Origin of the sequence: Enterococcus diestrammenae (assembly GCF_049384045.1) — a bacterium.
Taxonomy (GTDB): domain Bacteria; phylum Bacillota; class Bacilli; order Lactobacillales; family Enterococcaceae; genus Enterococcus_C; species Enterococcus_C diestrammenae.
This window is the reverse complement of record NZ_JBMRGR010000008.1, coordinates 13,272-34,824: the sequence shown is the minus strand read 5'-3', so window position 1 is coordinate 34,824 and position 21,553 is coordinate 13,272. Positions and strand designations below refer to the sequence as shown.

Genomic DNA, 21,553 nt, shown 5'->3' with positions numbered 1-21,553 from the left:
TTCCACCTTCATTCTTTTGTTAAAATTTCTGTTAATGCCTGAACGGCTTGCTGGATTTCCCAAGAAGTCGTATCCCAGCCAAAGCTAAAGCGCACCGTTCCCGTCGCTAATGTCCCGGCGGTTTCATGAGCCCAAGGAGCACAATGAAGACCATTGCGAGTAATGATGCCGTAGTCTTCAAACAATCGCCAAGCCAGCTCATCACAAGACAGCTGCCGAGGGACAATCGATACAACCGGCACCGATTCTGAGACGTTTTGCCGGCCTAAAATCCGCACCGGTAACTCTTTAATCCCCGTCACAAACTGCTGGGTTAGCGCACGTTCTTTGGCTGCCAGCCTCAAGTAATCCTGCGCCTTCAACCACGACAAGCTAGCCTGCAAACTGCAAATCCCCAGCTCATTAGGCGTTCCGGGTTCAAAACGATCTGGTAAACTCGCTGGCATTTCAACAAGCTCTGAAAAACTCCCGGTGCCTCCCGTCAGCCAAGGTTTCATGATGGCGGCTGCCTGGTCATTGAGAATCAAGCCTCCAATCCCCGCTAAGGCCAACAACCCTTTGTGTCCAGTAAACGCCACCACATCTGCTTGCAAAGCCAACATATCAATAGGTAAAAAACCCGCCGTCTGCGCAGTATCCAATACCGTCAAGATGCCATAGGTTTTCGCAATTGCAAAACATTCCTGCACCGGCAATATCGTCCCCAAGACATTGGAAGCCTGCGTCATCACCAAGAGGCGCGTGTTTGGCCGAATGGCTTGTGCTACTTGCTGTGGCTCGAGACTGCCATCCTCGGCACAAGGCAAGCAGGTAACCGAGACTCCTTGTTTGCGCAAGATTTCCAACGGTCGCCGGACGGCATTGTGCTCCACCGAAGTCGTCAAAACATGGTCCCCCGGTCGCAAACACCCTTGCAAAATCATGTTCAAACTCGTGGTGACATTGGCGGTAAAGATCACATGACTGGCATCGGGATAATTGAAAAACTCTGCCACCGACTCTCGGGCCAGATAGCGATTTCGCTCACTAGCCCCCCCCATAAAACTCCGCTTTGCAGCTAGTTCTTGATTTTGTTGCAAATAAGTCGTCACCGCCGCCATCACAGGTTCTGGCTTGCGTAAGGACGTCGCGCCATGATTGAGGTAAATCTGCTGGGTCATCTCCCCACCCCTTTATCTGGAAAATAAGTCTCACTTATCCTTGCTCAGCCCGCGCCAAGATTAGCTCCCCGGCAATACTAATCGCCAGTTCCGCCGGTGTCTCAGCCTTAATCGCTAAACCAATCGGCATATGAATCCGCGCAATCTGCTGCTCAGTACACCCAGCTTCTCGAAGTTTTTTCTTCATCACCGCCACCTTATGACGACTCCCCATCCCCCCGAGATAGTAAGCTGGCGTCTGTAATAATTGCTGATGCAACGTCAAATCGTGAAGGTGGCCCCGGGTCATCACCAGAGCATAGTCTTGCTCCGTCAAAGCCAGCTGCTGAATATCTGCAAAATCCACTAGTTGCAATTGGCAAACCTCAGGAAAATAAGTGGGATTCAAAAACTCTTCCCGATCATCCAAGACCGTCACTCGAAAATCCAAATTAGCCAAGACCGGCACCAAGGCTTGTGCCACGTGACCGCCACCGAAGAGATAAACCTGGCTCGGCGGCGTCAGCTCCTCTACGTAATAAGCCACACCAGCTAGCGTCTGCTCATCAAAAGCAGCCACGAGGGGTTCCTTCGTGCCTAGCCAACCCGTCTTTTCACTATAAAAAATAAGTGGAGCCCCCTCAGTTTCTTCCAGCGGTTGAAACAACCAGCCGCTGCCACCAGTCCCCAGGCAATCACTAATAGCGTTTACAATTTCTTGAAGCCCCGCATCCTCACTGGCTAAATATTGGTACAACAAGGTCATCCCTCCGCCACAGACCATCCCCAAACCAGATGCTTCTTTGGGGGTCAAGCGGTATTCTTGTTGAGTGCTTTCCTTTTGCTCCAGCAAGTCTTTCGCCAAGCTTACTGCCAAAAATTCCACTTTGCCCCCACCGATCGTCCCTGCCTGCAAACCCGCAGCGGTCACCACCATCCGGGCCCCTTTCTTACGAGGTGTGGAACCGGAACTTTTGATCACTGTCACCAGCATCACAGCCTCCTTTGGCAATCTGCTAGTTAACGTCTGAATGATTTCTTTCATTTGAAACCCCTCTTTAATGGCCATATTTTAAACTATGTATGAACTTGTTCAATCCCTCTTGTCGTACCCCGCTTTTGCAGACCAATCCGCCATTTAAATTAACTTTCAACAAAGCTCTTTGTCTACAAAGAAAACGCTACCACGCTATACCCTTCAAAGTATAACACTGGTACTAAAAAAATTCAATTTCACCTAAAAAATATTTTGAATTCTTTTCTGACCACAGCAGCAACTCCGGCGAAAGGAAATTCTTTCTTAAGAAGGTTAATATTCTCAAAAGAAAAAGCCAGAAAGGAACACTTCCTTGCTTATCCCCCAAAACCTTGTATAGTTAGCTTTAATAGTCCAGATGACATTCAAAAACGGAGTGAAAAATAGTGAAAAAAGGCATTTTATTCGTCGAAAACAGTGAATTTAGTCCTAACCCCGTCATTCGCAATCTGATCGCCCAAATCCAAGAGCAGGATGAAAACTATGCCATCTCCTTGCTCAATGAAACGCAACTCTCCCTGCGACATTTCACCAATGAAATCATCTTAGTGGATTTTTCTTTAAGCCAACAGCTCAACCAATTGCGAGCCGCGTTACCAGCAACTGTGGTACTGGACACTTTCGATGCCGTGGGATATGCTACGATGAGCTCGCGACTAATCTTGAAACAAATCCAACAGTTGGAACTCAGCTTCACCTTGACCTTGGAATCTGTGGAAGAAAAACGTCGTCGGGAGTGGTTTGCGGCGGTTGGGAAAGGGCGAGGATAAACACTTTCGACCATCTATAACAAGAACTCCAAAAAGACTGAACGCCAGCTGACGTTCAGTCTTTTGTATTACGCTCTTTTACAATCCTAACTCACTTTTCAAGATATCCTGTACTCGTTTCAGCTCATCTTCTGAGACACGCTGGTAGCTGATATTGTCCTGCATGAAACCTTCCCCTTGCATCTGTTCCGTCTTGACATGGGTAAAGGCATCCCGATAGTTCAAGGCAATCTTCTTCATATCAGCAAAATGCATATCGGTGGTCACATTGGTTTCCATCGCATTCAAGACTTCCTGATACTTGGTAATTCCATCCATCGACAACAATTTCTTCACCACACCCACGACGATATCCCGCTGACGCTCTTGCCGACCATAGTCGCCACGAGGGTCTTCTTTACGCATGCGAGAGAAGGCTAAAGCCATATCCCCATCCAAAGTATTCAGACCATGTTTAAAAGTGTAGCCACTTTGGGTAAACTCTTTTTCATTACGCACCTGCACACCACCCACTGCATCGACGAGCTCTTTCAAGCCTTTCATGTTGATGGCAGCGTAATGATCGATAGGAATGTCCAGGTACTTCTCCACGGTATCCATCGACATCGCCGCCCCACCAAAGGCATAGGCATGGTTGATCTTATCATCTGTCCCATGACCGACGATGGACACATAGGTATCTCGAGGAATGCTGACGATAGTCGTCTTCTTATCTTTCGGATTGACCGTAGCCACCATCATGGTATCCGAACGCCCTTGCTCCGTCCGACCCAAGTCCCCGGTATCAATCCCAAGTAGTAAGATTGAAAACGGCTCTTGTTCTTCCAAATCCACAGCCGTTTCACGCTTCGCTGGTGACTCTCGTTTCACGGATTCATAAGTCTTATCGGCAGAACCTTTGACATCCAAATAGACCTTGGTACCGATGCCGACTACTGCGACAGTCAATAAGACGACGATGCCGACTATGGCTAGAATGATTTTTTTTCCTGTTGACATAGGCTAACCCCTCATTTCCTAGTAACATATCTTCAAAAGATTTATTTTTAATATATCATAAAAACTATCAATTAAAATATAGTAATATATGCTAGAAATCTACTATTTTTTTATTTTACAGTTATTAAATAACACTCTAATATATAGAATACTAATTTTCAAAGATCTTTGTAACAGCAGCAAGAATAAACTCACCTCCTGTTATTTTTTTTGAAATTTTTAAAGCGTTTATTCTCATTGTTTTATATTCATTCTTTGAAATCTTATTTATCTGTTCATCGATTAATCTTAAATCATCAATTACAATACCCACACCCTCGTCTAAAATAAAATTTGCTAACGCAGCCTGCCTCCAAATAATTACAGGAATCCCTAAGCTAAGATATAAGGAAACTTTATGAGGATTATTGAACCGCATGTAATTTCCCGAAATGCCAGCACATGTTAGCACAGAATCGCCATCCCACACTAAGCCATACTTATGACCAATAAGTTTTTCTTCTAACTCTGCTGATGAAAATGCACCTTGGTAACTAAGGTTAGGATGATAATTTTTAGCTGGCTCTACTCCATATAGATGAATAGGTGTAGAACTTTTTAACTCACTTAAAAAACTAGATTTACTTAAATTACCTGCAAAAACAATAGAATTATTTTCTTTTGCTTCTAGTAAAATATCATGTCTAAAGCTAGAAAGATAATCAAACAATTTTAGAGTTATAATTTTCTGCTTTACACCATTCTCAATTAACCATTTCTTCATTCTTTCATTATGGGCAATAATGTAATCAAACTGATTAAAAAAAGTTATTTCTCTTTTATAATCTAATGGCCTATCAATATAAAATCTTAAAGAATCAATATCATGAATAATCAGAACCTTAGTTAGTTTTTTCTGATTAGCATTTTTAACAAAACTATCGCTCAGTACTCGACTATAGGCTGGATATTGGTAAAATACATAATCCCCTTTTTGAGTTTTAGCAAGTTCTTTTTTCCAGAGATAATTTCCCTTAAGTAGTCTAGCTAACTTATGTGTAGGTATTTCAATTCCTAGTTTATGGAAACCAGATTCACATAAAATGCTAGTAATATCTTGTTTTGCTTTTGTACCTGCATGTAAATTTGTTTCTTGTCTAATTTCAACAACATATTTATTTTTCATCTCAAAATTCCTTTACCATTCAAAAGATGATTTTGCTGGAAACTTCCATTGCAATACTTCTTCAAGCTTTTCTTGCCATGCCTCAAACTGCTCGTTTGTACTCTTCTCATCATTAATACATACTAGTTTCACTTTTTCTTTTCTTAATACTTGTAAAATCTCATGCATCTCTGAGATATTAAAATATTTGCCAAATGATAACTTTTGAGGTTGATAATTACCTTCTTCTAACATCCAATAACGACATAACCAATGATTAATATCCTCTAAGCCTCTAACTCGATTATAAAAAGTAGCTTCAAAAGCTTCTAATTCTAGCTGATATAGATCTGAAAATGTTGATTTTAAGTGCGGTTGTGGTAAATGAGGATTAAAATAGCCCGTAATTTCTTTGTAAGGAAATACTAAAAAATTTGATACTAACATTTTCCCATATCTAAAACTAAATTGCTTACGCCAATTTTTTTTTAAAGACATTCGTTTATTAAAATGTTTATTAATAATCATCAAGTTATTAATCAAGGTATGGGCAAAAACATCCACTGGCGCAATGCGATTATAGATTCCATAATCTAAAACTTGATCACCTACAAAGAAATCTTCTGGAGTAACTGGACCATTAACAAACATATCATCATTAAATAAAATAAATTTTTCTGCCAAATCCTTTAATCGAAATAAATTTAATTCAATCGTATTTGAATTAAAAGTTGGCAGATACTCTTGGGGAATATAGTCTTGATGGAAAACTAAGTTTAGTTTAGGATGCTCTGTATTTAGCCACTCAGGTATTTGATTATCGGTAATTAAATGAATCTTATTTACCCACGGACAAAAAGTATCAATCGAACGAAATAGATATTTTAGAGTGCCGTAATCTCGATACCGCACTTCATCTTGGTTACTTTTATGGCTACTAAATTTTTCTTTTTTCTTTCTCCAAAGTGGGTCCATTCCATCCACCCAAGTAATCACAACATCTATTTTATCCAATGATAATACCTACCCTTTCTTTACCAAACTCTCAATCAATTGAGCTAAATCTTTTGCTGTGGCAGAAATAGAATAGCCATTTTTTTCAATAATCGCAGCATTTTTTTTAGAATTTTCTTGACGTTCTGCAATAGAGATACGGTTATTTAATCCTGTCAGCCAACCATTTTCATCATCAAATGATAATTGACAAACTGAATCAGTTTGAATAGCTTCACTTGGTATTCCTTGAGAACAGACAATCGGTAAGCCATTTACTTGCGTTTCAAGTAAAACAAAGCCAAAGCCTTCTGTTTTTGATGGAAAAATAAAAATATCTATCGCAGAATACCATTTGTTTAGATTCAATTTTCTTCCCATAAAGATAATCTTATCTGTCATTTGCAATTCCTTCACTCGCTCAACAACTTGCTTTTCATCACGCCCGTTACCGAAAATTAAAAAAACAGAATCAGGATGTAATGGTAAAAATTTAGCGTACATCTCTACTGCAAACAATGGATTTTTCCGATCTGATAACACTCCAGCAAAGCCAATAATATTCGTATGATCTTCAATTCCTAGCTCACTTCGTAATTCTTTACGACTATCCTCATCAAAAACAAAATTAGAAATTTCAATTCCATTTTTTTGAATGAACACTTCTTCACCAGGTTTAAACATCCAATCTTTTGCCTCGTTCGAAACCGCCAAATTTAAATCGCTATTCTTTTTAATCACTTGTCGTCCATAATTATTTAAGGTATCTAAAATAAATTTTGAAAGACGAGATTTCGGTTTTTTACTGTAGTAATTATTGTGACTGTGAATAATTATTTTAGCATTACTGTATCTTTTAGCCATTTTGATTGCAAAATAATTCCATGAAGCAGAATAATTAAAATGAATCACATCATAATACTTACCTCTATTTTTCAAAAAGTTTCGCCAATCAAAAAAGTGTTTAATCGGACTAACTGTAACAGGTGTCACTCGGTAATAACCCCATCCACGATTGAGAATTGACTCTTTTAGATCATCTGATGGAGAGATAGACATACAATCTATCTGATATTGATCAGAATTAAAATGATCATAAGTATTCAATATATAGTTTGTTAGCCCGCTTCCTTTTTGAAAATCACCTGTAGTTAAAACTCTAATTGGACTCTTCACGTTCAAATCATTCCTTTACAATGACAGGAGCCATACTCTCCTTAACCGATTTATAAACTTTAACTGAGAATTTTTTTATTAATTCACACCAAGATCCTTCTTAATCTGAGTAGTAGAAATTTCTGGTGTTCGTGGAAGATAAATGACTTCTGCATCAGTTTCTTCTTCAATAAAGTCGAATTTTCCTGCCCAGTCATCTCCCATGACAAATTTATCGATATGATACATTGAAATATCAGGTACTTTTTGATCCCAGCCATTTTCAGGAATAACCAAATCCACATAACGAATGGCTTCTAGTAATTGTTTCCGTTTTTCATAAGAGAAGTAGCATTTTTTTTGCTTTTCATCCCAATTAAATTTATCAGTAGAAAGTGCAACTACTAGATAATCTCCCTGTTCCTTTGCTCGTCTAAGCAAGTTAATATGTCCATAATGCAATAAATCAAATGTTCCGTACGTGATTACTCGTTTCATTTTATTTTACCCCTTTTTTTGTAAAATAGTTATACTATCTCTCATAGAAAAAGCTTGGTTCCTAAGATACCAAGCTTTTTCTATGACTTTAATTACAAGGTTTTCGCCAATTCTTTAATATAAGCCTTCAAATCCTCAGCAATCTCAGGATGTTTTAGCCCCATCTCGATATTGGCTTCAATCATACCTAATTTATCTCCCACATCATAGCGTTTACCAGTAAACTCATGGGCAAACACGCGTTGGATTTTATTTAAGCTGTCGATGGCATCAGTCAACTGGATTTCATTGCCTGCACCGGGTTTTTGATTTTCTAAAATACCAAAAATCTCTGGCTTCAATAAATAGCGACCAATAATTGCAAGGTTACTTGGGGCCTCTTCTGGTTTTGGTTTTTCAACGAAAGATTCTACATCATAAAGGCCTTTAGAAATCTCGCCATTAGGATTGATAATCCCATATTTTGAAGTTTCTTTATGAGGCACTTGCATAACCGCCAAAGTAGAGGCTTGGGTTTGATGATAGTCATTGATCAATTGTTTTGTCAAAGGAATCGTATCTTCCATAATATCATCACCCAACATCACCACGAAAGGCTCATTTCCTACAAAGGCTTTTGCCTGCAAAACTGCATGTCCTAATCCAAGGGGATGTTTTTGGCGAATAAAGTGCAGATTAATCGCGGTTGTCGCTTCAACCAAAGCTAACAATTCTTTCTTATTTTTTGCTGCAAGATTTTGCTCTAACTCCAGATTCGCATCAAAATGATCCTCAATCGGGCGTTTCCCTTTACCGGTAATTACCAAAATATCTTCAATTCCTGATGCAATTGCTTCTTCCACGATAAATTGAATCGTTGGCTTATCAACGATTGGCAACATTTCTTTTGCAATAGCTTTTGTTGCTGGTAAAAACCGTGTCCCCAACCCTGCTGCGGGGATGATAGCTTTTCTAACTTTTTTCATTTTTCATACTCCTTATTTTGTCTAATATTTCATCTTTTAACCTCTAGATTTCTTACTAATAAAACCTTTTGCGAAATCAATAATAGAGGCCTTGAAAATCACTAACATTACTAAGTAAACAAACACTCCCAGGAGTACTTCTAACCCAAAATAAATAATGCTTCCTGGTAGAAAAACATGTAATCCTCTGACTACAATAAACATCACACTTGCGGATATTAGATATTTCCATTTACCACTGAAAAGTAGTGATATTTTTAACGTCCTTCGTGCCAAAATAATTTGTACCAGCGAAACCGTAAATTCTGAAAGAACAGTGGAAATCACCGCCCCAAACACTCCAAAATTCATGATTAAAGGGAAATTTAAAATTAAATTCACAATTGCACCAGATACAACTGACATCGTGTAATACTTAGTTTGATTAGTTGGTAGCAAATACTGTGTACCCAAGACATTACTCCAACCAATAAAGATAATTACTAAACTTAAAATGGAAATCAATATCCCCGTTACTTCAAATTCCGGACCTAAAAACCAAACTGAAAATTTAGGTGCAATAGCTGATAATCCTAATGCCATTGGAAAACAAATAGCTGTCACAAAATCAAAAGATTGATAAAGATACTTCGCTACTTTTTCTGTCTGTCCTTTAGCAAAGGTATTAGCAACTCGTGGTAACATCACTGTCCCTGTTGCAGTCACAATGGCTAAAATAACTTTGACAATCTTATCTGAATTCTCATAATACCCAGTACTACTTACGCCTACCATAAGACCCAGCATTGTTTTATTTAAGACAAGATACACCTGTGTCGCTACTTGAGGTACAAACAAAGATAAAGATGGAAAAAAATGTCGCCAAAGATTTAACTCTTTAATTTTTGGCAAAATAACAATATTACGAAGATATGGCCACAAAGTTAAATTTCCAAATAAAATCGACAAGCTTAAAATCAAAATGTACAAACCGATATCATTTTTTGATTTTACGAAGACAAATATTGCGATTAATGAAATAATCTTAACCAAAGTATTTCTCAATACCGTCTTCTTGAAATCTTCATTTCCCATGAAAAACCAAGAAATATCCAATCCGGCTGCGATAATCAAAAAAGATTGATAGAAATAAAAGTTTTGATACTCAGAAACTACTGATACAAAGATAAGAAATGCAATATAACTAATTGCAATACAAACCATTCTTAAAATCGCAATTTCCCAAAAAAGTTGACTCATTTTTTTTCGATTATCCCTGTTGTAGGCAATCGTCCTATTTCCATACAAATTAATTCCGATACTACCAAACAGTATAAAATACTGGATAATTGAATTGGTATAAGCGTTAATCCCTACCCCTTCACTTCCAAGAACTCGAGATACATATGGAACTGTAACTAACGGAATTAAAATTACAAAAATTTGATAACCTACATTATAAAAGTAATTTTTTATTAGACTCAATAGAAAGTCCTCCTAGTTGTTTTACTTTCAATCAATACTTTTTACATAAGAAAACAACTCTAATTACTTAAATTGTTGCTATTACTTTAATATATGCATTAGCTGATTGAAAAAATTCTTGTTTCATCTTTTCAATTTGTAATTCCAAATACAACTATTGACACAAAATTTAGTTAATCTAATCATTATTTATTCTTTAAATTATAGTTCTTCTTTCTTTGTATCTGCGAACAAAAATAGCATAAAGGGACTATATGAAAGACGGAAAGATTTGTTATCAACAAAGTCAAATAATGTAATTAATGAAAGAAGTAAAAATAAAATAATTTTTCTATTCTTCAAGATTTTTAAAATATTGGTAAAGAAAAGTGATACATAGGCAACTAATGCAGTAATTCCTTTAAAAAAAAGTAACCATATATTTAAAGTATCAATATAGAAATATTTTTCTCCATAAGATAAAATTTGTCCGTTTCCATAACCATTAACTATAATATCATTTCCAAAAAAATTGATTGGATAAGTATTAAAGGCTTGATTACCTAATACAAGTCGATTTGAGAGTAAAGTGTTCAAAAATGTAGCTAAATTTGTTGGCATACGTTGATACATATAAGGTAATAGGACTGATAAAAAATTGAAAGTTATTAATAAAGCAATAATAACAAACCTTATGTGATATATAAATCTAAAAAAAACTTTATCATTTATTATTGTTAATAGTTGAATGAGTGCTAATAGAAAAATTAACATCATTGCAGCTCTGGAATCCGCAACATAATTAACGAATAAACCAATAAGAACTAAAAGAAAAAATAGTATAACAGATTTACTTCTTCTAAAAATAAAAACCAAACAACAACTTAGATAAAACCAATATGCTCCTAATACTGTCGGATATGAGGTTCCTAGAGCCATTCGGGGAATTCCTGTTGGTCTTATGCTAGTATAATTTGGAACAAATTTTAAAATAGCCAATACCATTACCAGACTTAATAAAAATAGAACGAGTAGAAAGAAAAACCGAACGACTAAATCAAAGTCGATATTTCTAACAGCTAAAACTAATGTAAAAAATAATATCACATCATATGAGCCACTAAACAAAAAGTATATTATTAGTAAACTTAAAGAAATTATATAAAAAAGTAGTTCTCGATAAGAATATTTATCTCTAAAAAATTTTAATCCCAGTAACATAATACCTAAGACCTGTAACATTTTTCCTAAAGAATCTGGGATAATTAGTGAAAGGGTACTCTCACCAATAAAACTTGAAATTATAAAAAAAGCATAGGCCGAAAAAAACAAAAGCGAATTCATATTTATTTTTTTATTAATAATATTTATTTTTTTCACTTCTTTCATTGTGATCAATTCAAGATATAATTCAATTTTCTTTTAGTTTTTCAGAAGCTATTCTTAATGCCTCAGCAATCACCATATGCATATCAAAGTACTTATACATCCCCAAGCGACCACCAAAAATAACTTTACCTTCTTTGTCAGCAAGGTCTTTATATTGTTGGTAAAGATTATTATTTTTATCATCATTGACAGGATAATATGGTTCATCACCAGGATGCCAATCTGCGGGATATTCTTTAGTAATGATGGTTTTTTCTTGCGTGCCAAACTCAAAATGTTTGTGTTCGATAATCCGAGTGTAAGCATGATCTGCATCAGTGTAGTTCACCACTGCATTGCCTTGATAGTTTTCTTCGTCAAGAATTTCATTTTCAAACTTCAGTGAACGGTATTCTAAACGACCAAATTTGTAATCATAATATTGATCAATCATCCCAGTGTAGACAATTTTATCTGCTTCTGCTTCAAAAGCTTCACGATTATCAAAGAAGTCCGTGTTTAATTGAACTTCGATATTTGGATGATCTAACATTTTTTCTACGATTTGTGTATAGCCACCAATTGGAATTCCTTGGTATTTATCGTTGAAATAGTTATTATCGTAAGTCAAACGAACTGGCAGACGTTTAATAATAAAGGCAGGAAGTTCTGTACAAGAGCGTCCCCATTGTTTTTCAGTATATTCTTTAACGAGTTTTTTATAGATGTCAGTACCTACTAAAGAAATTGCTTGTTCTTCTAAATTTTCGGGTTCTTTACCATTTAAAACGGCCCGTTGTTCGTCAATTTTTGCTTTTGCTTCAGCTGGAGTAACCACGCCCCAGAGTTTATTAAAAGTATTCATGTTAAATGGCATATTGTAAATTTCACCATGATAATTAGCAATCGGTGAGTTCGTATAACGGTTAAACTCCGCAAATTGATTCACATAATCCCAAACTTCTTTATTGGAAGTATGGAAGATATGGGCACCATATTGGTGGAACTGAATTCCTTCCACTTCTTTTGTGTAAATATTTCCTGCGATATGATCGCGTTTTTCAATCACCTTTACTTGATGACCCTTTTTGGCTGCCTCATTTGCAAAAATCGCGCCAAAAAGGCCTGAACCGACTACTAGATAATTCATTTTGGTATCCCCTTTGCTAATTAAATAATTATGATAAATTTTAGTTTGTTAAATATATTACGATTCACGAAATGAACTTTTTCTATAAACTAGTTGGGTAAATAGTTTGAATTTTTTCCGATCTTCCCATTTTTTCCATCACTATGAGCATCCCGCAAAGTTTTTGAACGGATGTTTCTATATCCAGAATATTTCGGTTTCATATAATTTGCCGCTAATCTTGACCAAAATTTCCATTCTAATGCAACTTTTGAAATAACTGGATGTTTCGTATGACGTTTTACCAAATCAATTTGGTTTCGAACCCCATAATACTCTTTCCATGTATACTGATATTTATGATTATCAGCAGCAAAAGCTGTTTTATGAACAATAACTGCATCTGTTAAACAAACGATTTCAGTCTTGGATCTGATACGCAGTGAATACTCAAAATCATCTAACCAAATGAAATATTCTTCAAGAGGTAAACCAATTTCAGATATTAATTTAACGTCCATCACTAAGCCTACAAAAGAAACTGCATCCACAGAAAATGTTGGTTGGCTATATTCTTCAACAGGGACAACAATTTCATCTAATAAACTTTTCGAATGCAATACTCGTCTCTTATGAGTAAGCTGAATAGTTGAATCCTCATATATTACTTTTCCGCAATAAGCTCTTATTTGTGGATGGGTATCTGCATAGTTCAGAATCTTTTCAAAATAATCTTTTTGATACATGGCATCATCATCACTAACAGAAACATAATCAAAATTATATAATTTGCATCTATCCAGTCCTGCCTTAAAGCCACCTGCTCCACCAATATTCTCTGGTAATTCTACTAAATCAAAAATTTTCTGATTGAGAACATCAAACTTTTCAATTAATTCAGAAACCGTCCCATCTGTTGAAGCATTGTCTACAATAATAATTTTTGTTGGTTTAATAGTTTGATCTAATAGAGATTGGATAGCTTCCATTAGCAAATCTTTTCTATTAAAAGTAACAACAACTGAACCATATGTCTTATTCATCTACATCTTCCTTATTTCTCAATATTAGTAACACCTATAGCTAATGCATCCAACAATTTATTGATATCAACAGTTTTTAACATGTTCACAATTTGCAAAGTATTGTTTATTTGATATTTAACATCATCATTGTAGTAAATGTTTTTTAGAGTCTCTTCATTTAAAATTGGAATGTCATAAACTTCTTTCAAATCAACGTAAAACCCACGAAAATCTCGATACTTATCATAGTCATAAGCATACATATAAATTGGTTTATCCAAAAGATAAAAATCGAACATCATACTTGAGTAGTCACTAATTAAACAATCCGTAGCTAAAAGCAACTCATCTAAATTTTCATCAGAGACATTAATAACATTGCTTCTTTCCAAATTAACTTTTTCAAAATAATGAGTTCGCAACAATAATACTGTATTACTACCAAAGTCAGGTAAAACATCACCATTGAAAATATGATTTATTTTTGGACTTTGAAATTCTCTGAAAGTTGGTGCGTATAAAACTAGACGTACATCTTCATTTAAACCATATTTTTCAATCAACGACTGACGAAAATCAATTTGTTGTGATTTTTTCTCAACCAATGGCAAATTTCGTGGTAATCCAGTTTTAATATGATTAACTGAATTAGGAAATACTGTCTTGAAAATTTCATCATCGTAGTCACCACAAACTGTTAACAAATCAAATTTAACCTGGGTATACCATTTTTTTACAAGTAAACTCACATGGGTTTCATCTTTGCCAATCTTTTTTAACGGAATTCCATGCCAAGTATTCAAGTAAAAAATTTTTTTAGATTTATATGGTACAAGTTTTTCAATGCTTGTATTTGAAATCCAAACGGAGCTGCTAAACAACTCCTTGAAAAAAGACACACTATTGATCGAGATGCTTCGAGTACCACTTGGTAACTGATAGCTATCGGGATTGTTAAATGCCCATACTAACTCATAATCTTTAAACCGAGGATCTTGTCTTATATAGTCATAAAGAACTTTAGGACTATCACTGAATTGTCTCCCTGAAAAAGATGTAAATATCATCTTTTTCTTCTTCTTTAGTAAATGATCCAAAATAAAATAGTAAATATAAAGAACATAAAAAAAACACTGAGCAATAAATTTACTATTCTTAACCAAGTTCTTTATTTTTTGCACAACTTTACCTCCAAATAAATCAATTCAAAATCTATATTAATAAAATAATCTAGTTTACAGATTCTCAGCTTCAGTTAAGGTTAAATATTAATACCTACTAATCTTAAACTTAGCCTTCAAAAATTTAGTGCCCTTTTCTAGCCAAGATCGATTCTCCATGAAAATTACCGGGATTTCTTCATAAGAATAATTATTTTTATCAATCCAAACATCTAACAGAATTTCGCTCACCCGTCCAAATACTCGCGCATGAAAATCGTTATACTCAGAAATATCTAATTCTTCCTCAAGAGCAAACAAAATTGAAAACATCCACTCACAGTAGGCATTGAATTTTTCTTCGGACATGATAAACATATTAAACATATGGGCAGATTTTCGATTCAATACTTCATCATACATTGCCACATAATCAGGGTGCAATTTCTCTAAAACTTTTCGAGTCACTACTAAATCTTGTGGGTAATGAGTATGATTGTAATGAGACTCAATCGACTCAATATAATAATTACGCTTTTTAGGTAAAACGATATCAGCTTTTTCAAGTTTACTATCCAAAGTTTTACGATCCAAAACTTCATTAAAAGTCCCTTGAGTAAAAATGCTGACATTATGATTTTTTGAAAAATGGCGACGATAATGAGCTAATCCCTTATAATCAGCGGAAACATTTTTCCAAATCCAATAAAGTGCTGTTAATTCTGAGTAGTTTTTATTTTTTTCAGAAATATGATCTCCCGTGTTATCTCGGGAATAACCTAAATCTTCAGAATTAAAGTAAGAGCCACTTTGAACTGGTACATACATGATATCCTCTGGCATTTGGTACTTCTTATGTGTCGCTACACCAACAGCTATTGTTTTCATATTAACTCCATTCAATCCTTTTCTTTAAAAATTAATACGCCCCATTCGGCTTAATCATAACTTTAACAGTTTTTAAGATAATCTTAATATCATTTAAGATGCTGCGATTTTTGATATACTCCACATCAAAGTCCACCATTTCTTCAAAACCAACTTCATTACGACCGCTAACTTGCCATAATCCAGAACAACCAGGCTTAACTAACAGTCGTTGCATGTCATGGGGAGTATACTCTGCAACCTCACGTTCCAAAGGTGGCCGAGGACCAATCAGACTCATGTCTCCTTTGACAACATTCAGTAATTGAGGCAATTCATCCAAACTAGTGCGACGAATCATTTTACCAATCTTAGTTACTCGTGGATCTTCTTTCATTTTAAACATGGCACCATCAACTTCATTTTGAGCCATTAGTGCTGCTAACTTTTCTTCAGCATCAACACACATGGAACGAAATTTATACATAGTAAAAGTTTTGCCATTGCGTCCTACCCGAGTTTGAGCAAAGACTACCGGTGATCCTGGTTCTTCTTGGCGAATTTTATAGGCTACATAAGCCATGATTGGTGAAGCAAGAACTAATCCTACCGTCCCACCGACAATATCAATCCCGCGTTTGACAAATTCATAACCTTTTTGTTTGCTTAATTTTTCTTGATCAACCCATTGCAGCTTAAAATACTGATCCTGATAATAATTTTTTAATTCACTCACATTTAACACATTAAAAAATTCATTACCCATCATCATTTGTACTCCTCCCCATTGATTAAAAAAATCCAAATCGCTTTTTCTTTATTTCCATATATTCCGGGAATGTGACCTCATCCCCATTGATCAAATCCTTCGCCACTTGTTCCATCATTGCGACTTTGTCCTCACCAAAGTCATGGCCAATCTGGCGAAAAGCTTCTTTCATTACAAATGTTCTTTTTTTGGTACCATGAGCATCGGATGCCATCATCTGGACGAGGTTGTGCTCGACCATCTGCTTTGCCGTTTTTTGGATATCTTTGCCAAAGACACCTATGTAGCTTGGAGCTGTGAGCTGTGCCAGACAGCCCATCTCCAAGAAAGGAATCAGACGATTGGGATCTTCCCGAAACTTAGCATTGCGCTCTGGATGGACGATGACTGGCACTTTTCCCATATTGCGTAAGCTAAAAAATAGCTGCTCCGTATAAGCCGGCACATCCATCGTCGGAAATTCGATGAGAAGATAGGTATCTTCGAGGTCGGTGAATAAAATCCGGTCTTGCTGGATTTCCTCTAATAAGTCACCTGTAATCCGTACCTCCTGGCCTTCTAATAAGGTCAGCGGTAGATTGCGCTGATCAAGAGTGGCTTGTAATTCCGCCACTCTATCGATTACTTCGACCTTTGGATTCACATATTTGCCATTGTTATGATGTGGGGTACATAGGATATGGGTGATGCCTTGGCTGATGGCTTTTTCAGCCATATCGAGGCTATCGGCTAGTGTTTCTGCCCCATCATCAATACCGGGTAAGATATGACAATGAAGATCAATCATCTTACTTCTCCTCCCATCCGTCTGACTTAGTTACCGTAATAATAATAATACCCTTGATCTTTCATATTTTGCGTACCATTGTAGACAACACCAAGTACGCGTGCTTGGACCATTTCCAATAAGTTTTTAGCATTCGTCAGTGCATCTTTACGCGTGACATTTTCCCGCACGACTAGCAAAGTACCATCTGCTTTGGAAGCCATGATTTGCGCATCGGTCACGGCGACGACAGGTGGCATATCAAAAATGATGATGTCATAAAGATGCCGTGCTTCCTCGATGACTTGATTCATGCGAGCAGAGCCAAGTAGTTCTGAAGGGTTGGGTGGCTTGGGACCACTTGGTAAGATTGATAGATTTTCGATACCTACCGTCCGCGCATTTTCTAAGACACTTTGATTGGTACTCAAGACGAGGCTCAAGCCACTCTCATTGCTGAGTCCAAAAGTCTTATGAACAGTTGGTTTTCGCATATCAGCATCAATCAGCAGCACTCGCTGACCTGAGTTAGCAAAGACTACTGCTAGGTTCGCAGAAGTAGTCGATTTCCCTTCTGATGGACCAGATGAAGTGACGACGATTGTCTGGATTTTTTGATCTGCCGAAGCAAATTGGATATTGGTACGAATCGTTCGATATTGCTCGGAGATTGGCGAGGACTTGTCTGCCAAGGTAATCAGACTGACTGCACCGGTTTGTTGGTTATGATGTTTACTACTTTTTCGTTTTCCCATTATCTACTTCTCCCTATACTCGTGAACGACTGCGACGAGCCTTGTCTGGTGTATTTTTAGCGCTAGTTTGTTGTTGCACCGCAGCAACAGGTTTGGTCGCTTTTTTGAGTTCTTTGTCACTCATCTGTGGCACCGAACCAAGAATAGTCAATCCTAAGTTTTCAGCCACAAAACGGCTATCTTTGACAGTCCGGTCTAACAATTCCAATAAGAAGGCTAATCCGACACCCACCATCAGCCCGAGGACTAGTCCAATGGCTAAGTTGAGTTTGTTATTTGGAGAGACAGGTGTCATGGAAGCTTGAGCGTCAGAAATGATCGAGATTTTATCGACATCCAAGACATCTTTGGCATTTTCTTGGAAGACTTTGGCAGTCGTATTGGCGATATGTTCGGCATCGACAGGTTTTGTATCCGTCGCCACGATAGAGAACATTTGTGAATTTTGCGATTGTTGGACTTGAATCGCGCTTTTAAGTTCTCCGACAGTCTTGTCTAACTTGTATTCAGATTCGAGGCGATCTTGGACAGTGTTCATGACCAAATCCCCGGTAATCATGTCTTTATAAGTATTGATCATCAATAGATTCGTATTGACATCCCCAGCATTTGTCGTGTCTGTTCGTGGAAGCTTCACGATTAGCTGTGCTTGTGAATCATACTTCGGCGTGATGATAAAGAAAGTAGCTACCCCTGCTAGTGCTAGCCCAGCAAACATGCACATCAATATCGTCGTGATGTGCTCCTTTAAAATCTCAAAAATCTCTTTTAAACTGATTGTTTCTTCCATTATATTGTCTCCACTTTCTCTCATTTTCTCAAAAACATCGTGTATCGAGTCTACTCGTAATCTTCTGTGTAAGCTTCTTCATCGTAGCCAGTATCTTCTTCTGAGTAGGTGTCACTGGAGTCACTAGCACCACCATCATCGGATGAAACACCACCATAACCCAGCTGCTCACTAATCGTATTCAGTGACTTAGTGAAGTCAGCCTTTTTGCTTTCATTGCGGACTTGACTGATACTATCGGCTAAGGATAGATAGCTTTCGTAAGTCGCATTTTCAGTAATTTGACCGTCCTTGAGCATTTCACCGATACTTTTTTCGATGTCTTTGATACGAGTTAGTTGCGCATCGGCAAAGTCTAAGTAATCAGTAATATTTTTTTTCCATTGATCATCTATCATCATCAGCTTCAAGTCTTCACGGATGTTGCCAATAGCTTCATCTGTGAGATCTTCTTTAATCACGACATCGTTCACTGGTTCTTGCCATGAACTCACCGATTTTTCAAATAGTTCATTGGTTTTATTTTGGACGGCCAATTTATCTTCTACTAAAGCTATTTTTTTCGTCAACGCAGCTTTCGTTTCTTGGATTTTTTTGGTGTCGCTAGCTAAGTCTTTCGTCTGGATATTGTATTCTTCAGCATCCACTTTGACCGCTTCTAACTTCCCCCGTTCGCTAGTAAGCTCACCATCCTCCAAATCTTCACGTAAGAAAACTTGTTGGTCATCCACATAAAATAAGCCAATCGTTTTATCGATGGCAGCTAGTTTTTCTTGCCCATTTTCGATTGCCTTATTGGCATATTGGACCCGTTGTTCGTATTGATGTGAGGCATTTGCTTGATACCCCATATAACAAATCACGATAGCACCAATCCCAACAGCCGTTACAGCCAGGCCCTTTAGTAAAGGTCTCCCCATCCAGTCTACACTCTCCCACACAAAAAATTATATGACACATGACAATTGAACTCATTATACTGTATTTTCGTTTAAGAATACAGAGTTTCGGAAAGTTAACACCATTTTTTCGTCAATTTGAAGACAAAAAGCTTGAAAACACGAATATAATTCGCTATGTAACCGCCTCATCGATAGAAAACCATGTGATGTAAATTCAACGCTGTACACGTCATATAATTCCAATTTTACCAAATTCATTAATCAAAAAATGCGTACACTATCAATATGCGAAAAAACATTAAAGTCAGATAGTTCCAAATAAAAAGTCTTTCGAACCTGTTTTAAATTGGTCCTAAGACTTGGTAAATTACATAATTAAAATCGCTTCTATTATAATAGCGAGTCTCTAGAATTATTGCAAAGTAGAATTTTCGCTATTTTTTTTGAAAAAATGACTTCGGTCGTGAGTTAGTCTTTCGTAACTTAAATCAAGCTTAAAGTTGTGTTGTTTAATTTTGTCTATTTTTTATTGTAGTGGTACAGTACTCTGATAATCACTAGCCTCTTCTGCTCAGGAGCTCGTAATAGGTAAATTTTCTGAAAGAAATCTGTTTTTTAATTGAAGGCTCAGAAAATCGTCAAAAGTCAGTCAGTTTTTTTTTGCTCATTTTTATTCATTTTTTTATAGGTAAAACGATTTATCTTTCTTTGTGTTTTTATTTATTTTCTCGTCAGAACCAGGTTTAGTAAGCCATAAAAATAAATATATCGATTAACCAAAAAGAAGACCTATCCATAAAAAAGCATATTGCTTGGATAGGTCACTTATTTTGATACTTGGTATTTACATCGGTTATTCCCACGATACCGCCACTTGTAAGGCACCCAAAGGATCTTGATGCGTCACACGGTAGACGATTTCATCTACTTGCCACACCACTTGGGCCCGCTGGTAACCACTACTACCTAAATCTACGGTAATCTGCCCCAAAGTTTTCGGTACCGGTAAAAAGGCCTCTTCCAGATAATTTACCATCTTTTTGGCGGTAGCTACTGGGTCTTGCCCTTCCGAATTTAATCCTCGAACAGTTAAGCTCCAATTTCCTTCTTGCCAATTTAGATAGGTGGAACCGGCCGCCCCTTGTTGGTGACCCGTGATTCCGTAACCTAAATCAACGGCTTGCCCACTATCATCTACAATGTAGTTAACAGCTGCCTGGGCTTCGGCATTGGACCCGTAGTCGCTAACTGAATAACTAGCAAAAGGCGTTTCATTGTTTAACTGCCGATGATTCATGATCAAGGCTTCGTCCATAGCATAGTATAAAACGTTGACTCGGTTGACTTCCACGGCACTAGCAATATTTAAGGCTTTTCCATTTGGCGCTGTCACTGTAGGCAAGTGTAACTCGCTATGCATCGCCTTTAGCTCAGCTTGAGCATCAGGACTCCCTTCTACAGATTCACTAGCTTCTGTTGGTTGGGTAGATTCACTAGACTGGGATGGTTCACTAGATTCGGTAGGCTCACTCGGCTTTGTGGACGTAGATGGCTCACTTGCTCTTGTTTTGCCGCTACTGGAACTGCTAGTAGATGGTTCGACTTCCGAACGGCTACTGTCCTCAGATCTTTCACTTTCGCTACTGTTTGATTCACTGCTTTCACTGGAAGAAATACTTGTGGTACTGGATGTGGCGCTTGATTTGCTAGTGCTACTAGTTTCCGTCTCCTCAGGCCCGCGACAAGCCACTAACATGCCTAAGCTCAGGATTAACATTATGCCAAACCCTTTTTTCATTATTGCTCCTCCGTTCTGTTGTGGGCTCGCAACTTACTCACGATTATATAACAAGATATATCGATTAATAATTTAATTACTA

The 21,553-nt window shown here is 37.0% G+C and carries 21 protein-coding genes; 1 reads left to right on the top strand and 20 read right to left on the bottom strand.

Annotation, left to right across the window (positions count from 1 at the left end; genetic code table 11):
* Nucleotides 1-8 precede the first annotated feature (8 nt).
* Both sclA and xdhC read right to left on the bottom strand, forming a co-directional pair.
* Nucleotides 9-1,160, bottom strand: coding sequence for a selenocysteine lyase SclA (gene sclA, locus ACO03U_RS07010; protein ID WP_204687624.1), 1,152 nt, complete (start codon nt 1,158-1,160; stop codon nt 9-11).
* A gap of 34 nt (nt 1,161-1,194) precedes the next feature.
* Nucleotides 1,195-2,184, bottom strand: coding sequence for a xanthine dehydrogenase accessory protein XdhC (xdhC, locus tag ACO03U_RS07005; protein WP_204687626.1), 990 nt, complete (start codon nt 2,182-2,184; stop codon nt 1,195-1,197).
* A gap of 377 nt (nt 2,185-2,561) precedes the next feature.
* Between xdhC and ACO03U_RS07000 the strand changes: the two genes are divergently transcribed.
* Nucleotides 2,562-2,945 (top strand): hypothetical protein, encoded by a 384-nt coding sequence (locus ACO03U_RS07000; protein WP_204687628.1) that lies wholly within the window; start codon nt 2,562-2,564, stop codon nt 2,943-2,945.
* A gap of 78 nt (nt 2,946-3,023) precedes the next feature.
* On the opposite strand, the gene ACO03U_RS06995 is transcribed toward ACO03U_RS07000, so the two are convergent.
* The 18 genes from ACO03U_RS06995 to ACO03U_RS06910 form a co-directional block, all read right to left on the bottom strand.
* Nucleotides 3,024-3,944 (bottom strand): LCP family glycopolymer transferase, encoded by a 921-nt coding sequence (locus tag ACO03U_RS06995; RefSeq protein ID WP_204687630.1) that lies wholly within the window; start codon nt 3,942-3,944, stop codon nt 3,024-3,026.
* A 151-nt stretch (nt 3,945-4,095) separates the two neighbouring features.
* The gene (locus tag ACO03U_RS06990; protein ID WP_204687632.1) at nt 4,096-5,109 is read right to left on the bottom strand and encodes a sugar transferase; all 1,014 of its coding nucleotides are present in this window, start codon (nt 5,107-5,109) and stop codon (nt 4,096-4,098) included.
* 12 nt (nt 5,110-5,121) lie between these two features.
* The gene (locus tag ACO03U_RS06985; protein ID WP_204687634.1) at nt 5,122-6,102 is read right to left on the bottom strand and encodes a stealth family protein; all 981 of its coding nucleotides are present in this window, start codon (nt 6,100-6,102) and stop codon (nt 5,122-5,124) included.
* Between the two features lie 9 nt (nt 6,103-6,111).
* Nucleotides 6,112-7,257 carry a glycosyltransferase gene (locus tag ACO03U_RS06980; RefSeq protein WP_204687636.1) on the bottom strand — a complete coding sequence of 382 codons (1,146 nt, stop codon included), beginning with the start codon at nt 7,255-7,257 and terminating at the stop codon, nt 6,112-6,114.
* A gap of 78 nt (nt 7,258-7,335) precedes the next feature.
* On the bottom strand, nt 7,336-7,734 hold the full coding sequence (gene tagD / locus ACO03U_RS06975) for a glycerol-3-phosphate cytidylyltransferase (RefSeq protein ID WP_204687638.1): 399 nt from the start codon (nt 7,732-7,734) through the stop codon (nt 7,336-7,338).
* Nucleotides 7,735-7,826: 92 nt separating this feature from the next.
* Complete coding sequence (gene galU, locus ACO03U_RS06970; protein WP_204687640.1) at nt 7,827-8,699, bottom strand: UTP--glucose-1-phosphate uridylyltransferase GalU; 873 nt, start codon at nt 8,697-8,699, stop codon at nt 7,827-7,829.
* Between the two features lie 36 nt (nt 8,700-8,735).
* Entirely contained in the window at nt 8,736-10,163 is a 1,428-nt protein-coding gene (locus ACO03U_RS06965) for a flippase (RefSeq protein WP_204687642.1), read from the bottom strand.
* A 201-nt stretch (nt 10,164-10,364) separates the two neighbouring features.
* Nucleotides 10,365-11,531 carry a hypothetical protein gene (locus ACO03U_RS06960; RefSeq protein WP_204687644.1) on the bottom strand — a complete coding sequence of 389 codons (1,167 nt, stop codon included), beginning with the start codon at nt 11,529-11,531 and terminating at the stop codon, nt 10,365-10,367.
* 22 nt (nt 11,532-11,553) lie between these two features.
* Complete coding sequence (glf, locus tag ACO03U_RS06955; protein ID WP_204687646.1) at nt 11,554-12,660, bottom strand: UDP-galactopyranose mutase; 1,107 nt, start codon at nt 12,658-12,660, stop codon at nt 11,554-11,556.
* Between the two features lie 89 nt (nt 12,661-12,749).
* Nucleotides 12,750-13,682, bottom strand: a complete 933-nt coding sequence (locus tag ACO03U_RS06950; protein ID WP_204687648.1) for a glycosyltransferase — start codon at nt 13,680-13,682, stop codon at nt 12,750-12,752.
* Nucleotides 13,683-13,693: 11 nt separating this feature from the next.
* On the bottom strand, nt 13,694-14,845 hold the full coding sequence (locus tag ACO03U_RS06945) for a CDP-glycerol glycerophosphotransferase family protein (RefSeq protein WP_204687650.1): 1,152 nt from the start codon (nt 14,843-14,845) through the stop codon (nt 13,694-13,696).
* A gap of 87 nt (nt 14,846-14,932) precedes the next feature.
* Nucleotides 14,933-15,712: a DUF4422 domain-containing protein gene (locus ACO03U_RS06940; RefSeq protein WP_204687652.1), complete on the bottom strand. Its 780-nt coding sequence runs from the start codon at nt 15,710-15,712 to the stop codon at nt 14,933-14,935.
* A 31-nt stretch (nt 15,713-15,743) separates the two neighbouring features.
* Nucleotides 15,744-16,460 (bottom strand): sugar transferase, encoded by a 717-nt coding sequence (locus ACO03U_RS06935; RefSeq protein ID WP_423104525.1) that lies wholly within the window; start codon nt 16,458-16,460, stop codon nt 15,744-15,746.
* A gap of 22 nt (nt 16,461-16,482) precedes the next feature.
* Nucleotides 16,483-17,247 carry a tyrosine-protein phosphatase gene (locus ACO03U_RS06930; RefSeq protein ID WP_204687654.1) on the bottom strand — a complete coding sequence of 255 codons (765 nt, stop codon included), beginning with the start codon at nt 17,245-17,247 and terminating at the stop codon, nt 16,483-16,485.
* A gap of 26 nt (nt 17,248-17,273) precedes the next feature.
* Nucleotides 17,274-17,981: a CpsD/CapB family tyrosine-protein kinase gene (locus tag ACO03U_RS06925; protein WP_204687656.1), complete on the bottom strand. Its 708-nt coding sequence runs from the start codon at nt 17,979-17,981 to the stop codon at nt 17,274-17,276.
* A gap of 13 nt (nt 17,982-17,994) precedes the next feature.
* Nucleotides 17,995-18,771, bottom strand: coding sequence for a YveK family protein (locus tag ACO03U_RS06920; protein WP_204687658.1), 777 nt, complete (start codon nt 18,769-18,771; stop codon nt 17,995-17,997).
* Nucleotides 18,772-18,821: 50 nt separating this feature from the next.
* A complete protein-coding gene (locus ACO03U_RS06915) occupies nt 18,822-19,691 on the bottom strand; it encodes a hypothetical protein (protein ID WP_204687660.1) in 870 nt (289 codons plus the stop codon).
* A gap of 835 nt (nt 19,692-20,526) precedes the next feature.
* Entirely contained in the window at nt 20,527-21,471 is a 945-nt protein-coding gene (locus ACO03U_RS06910; RefSeq protein ID WP_204687662.1) for a hypothetical protein, read from the bottom strand.
* Between the last annotated feature and the right edge of the window lie 82 nt (nt 21,472-21,553).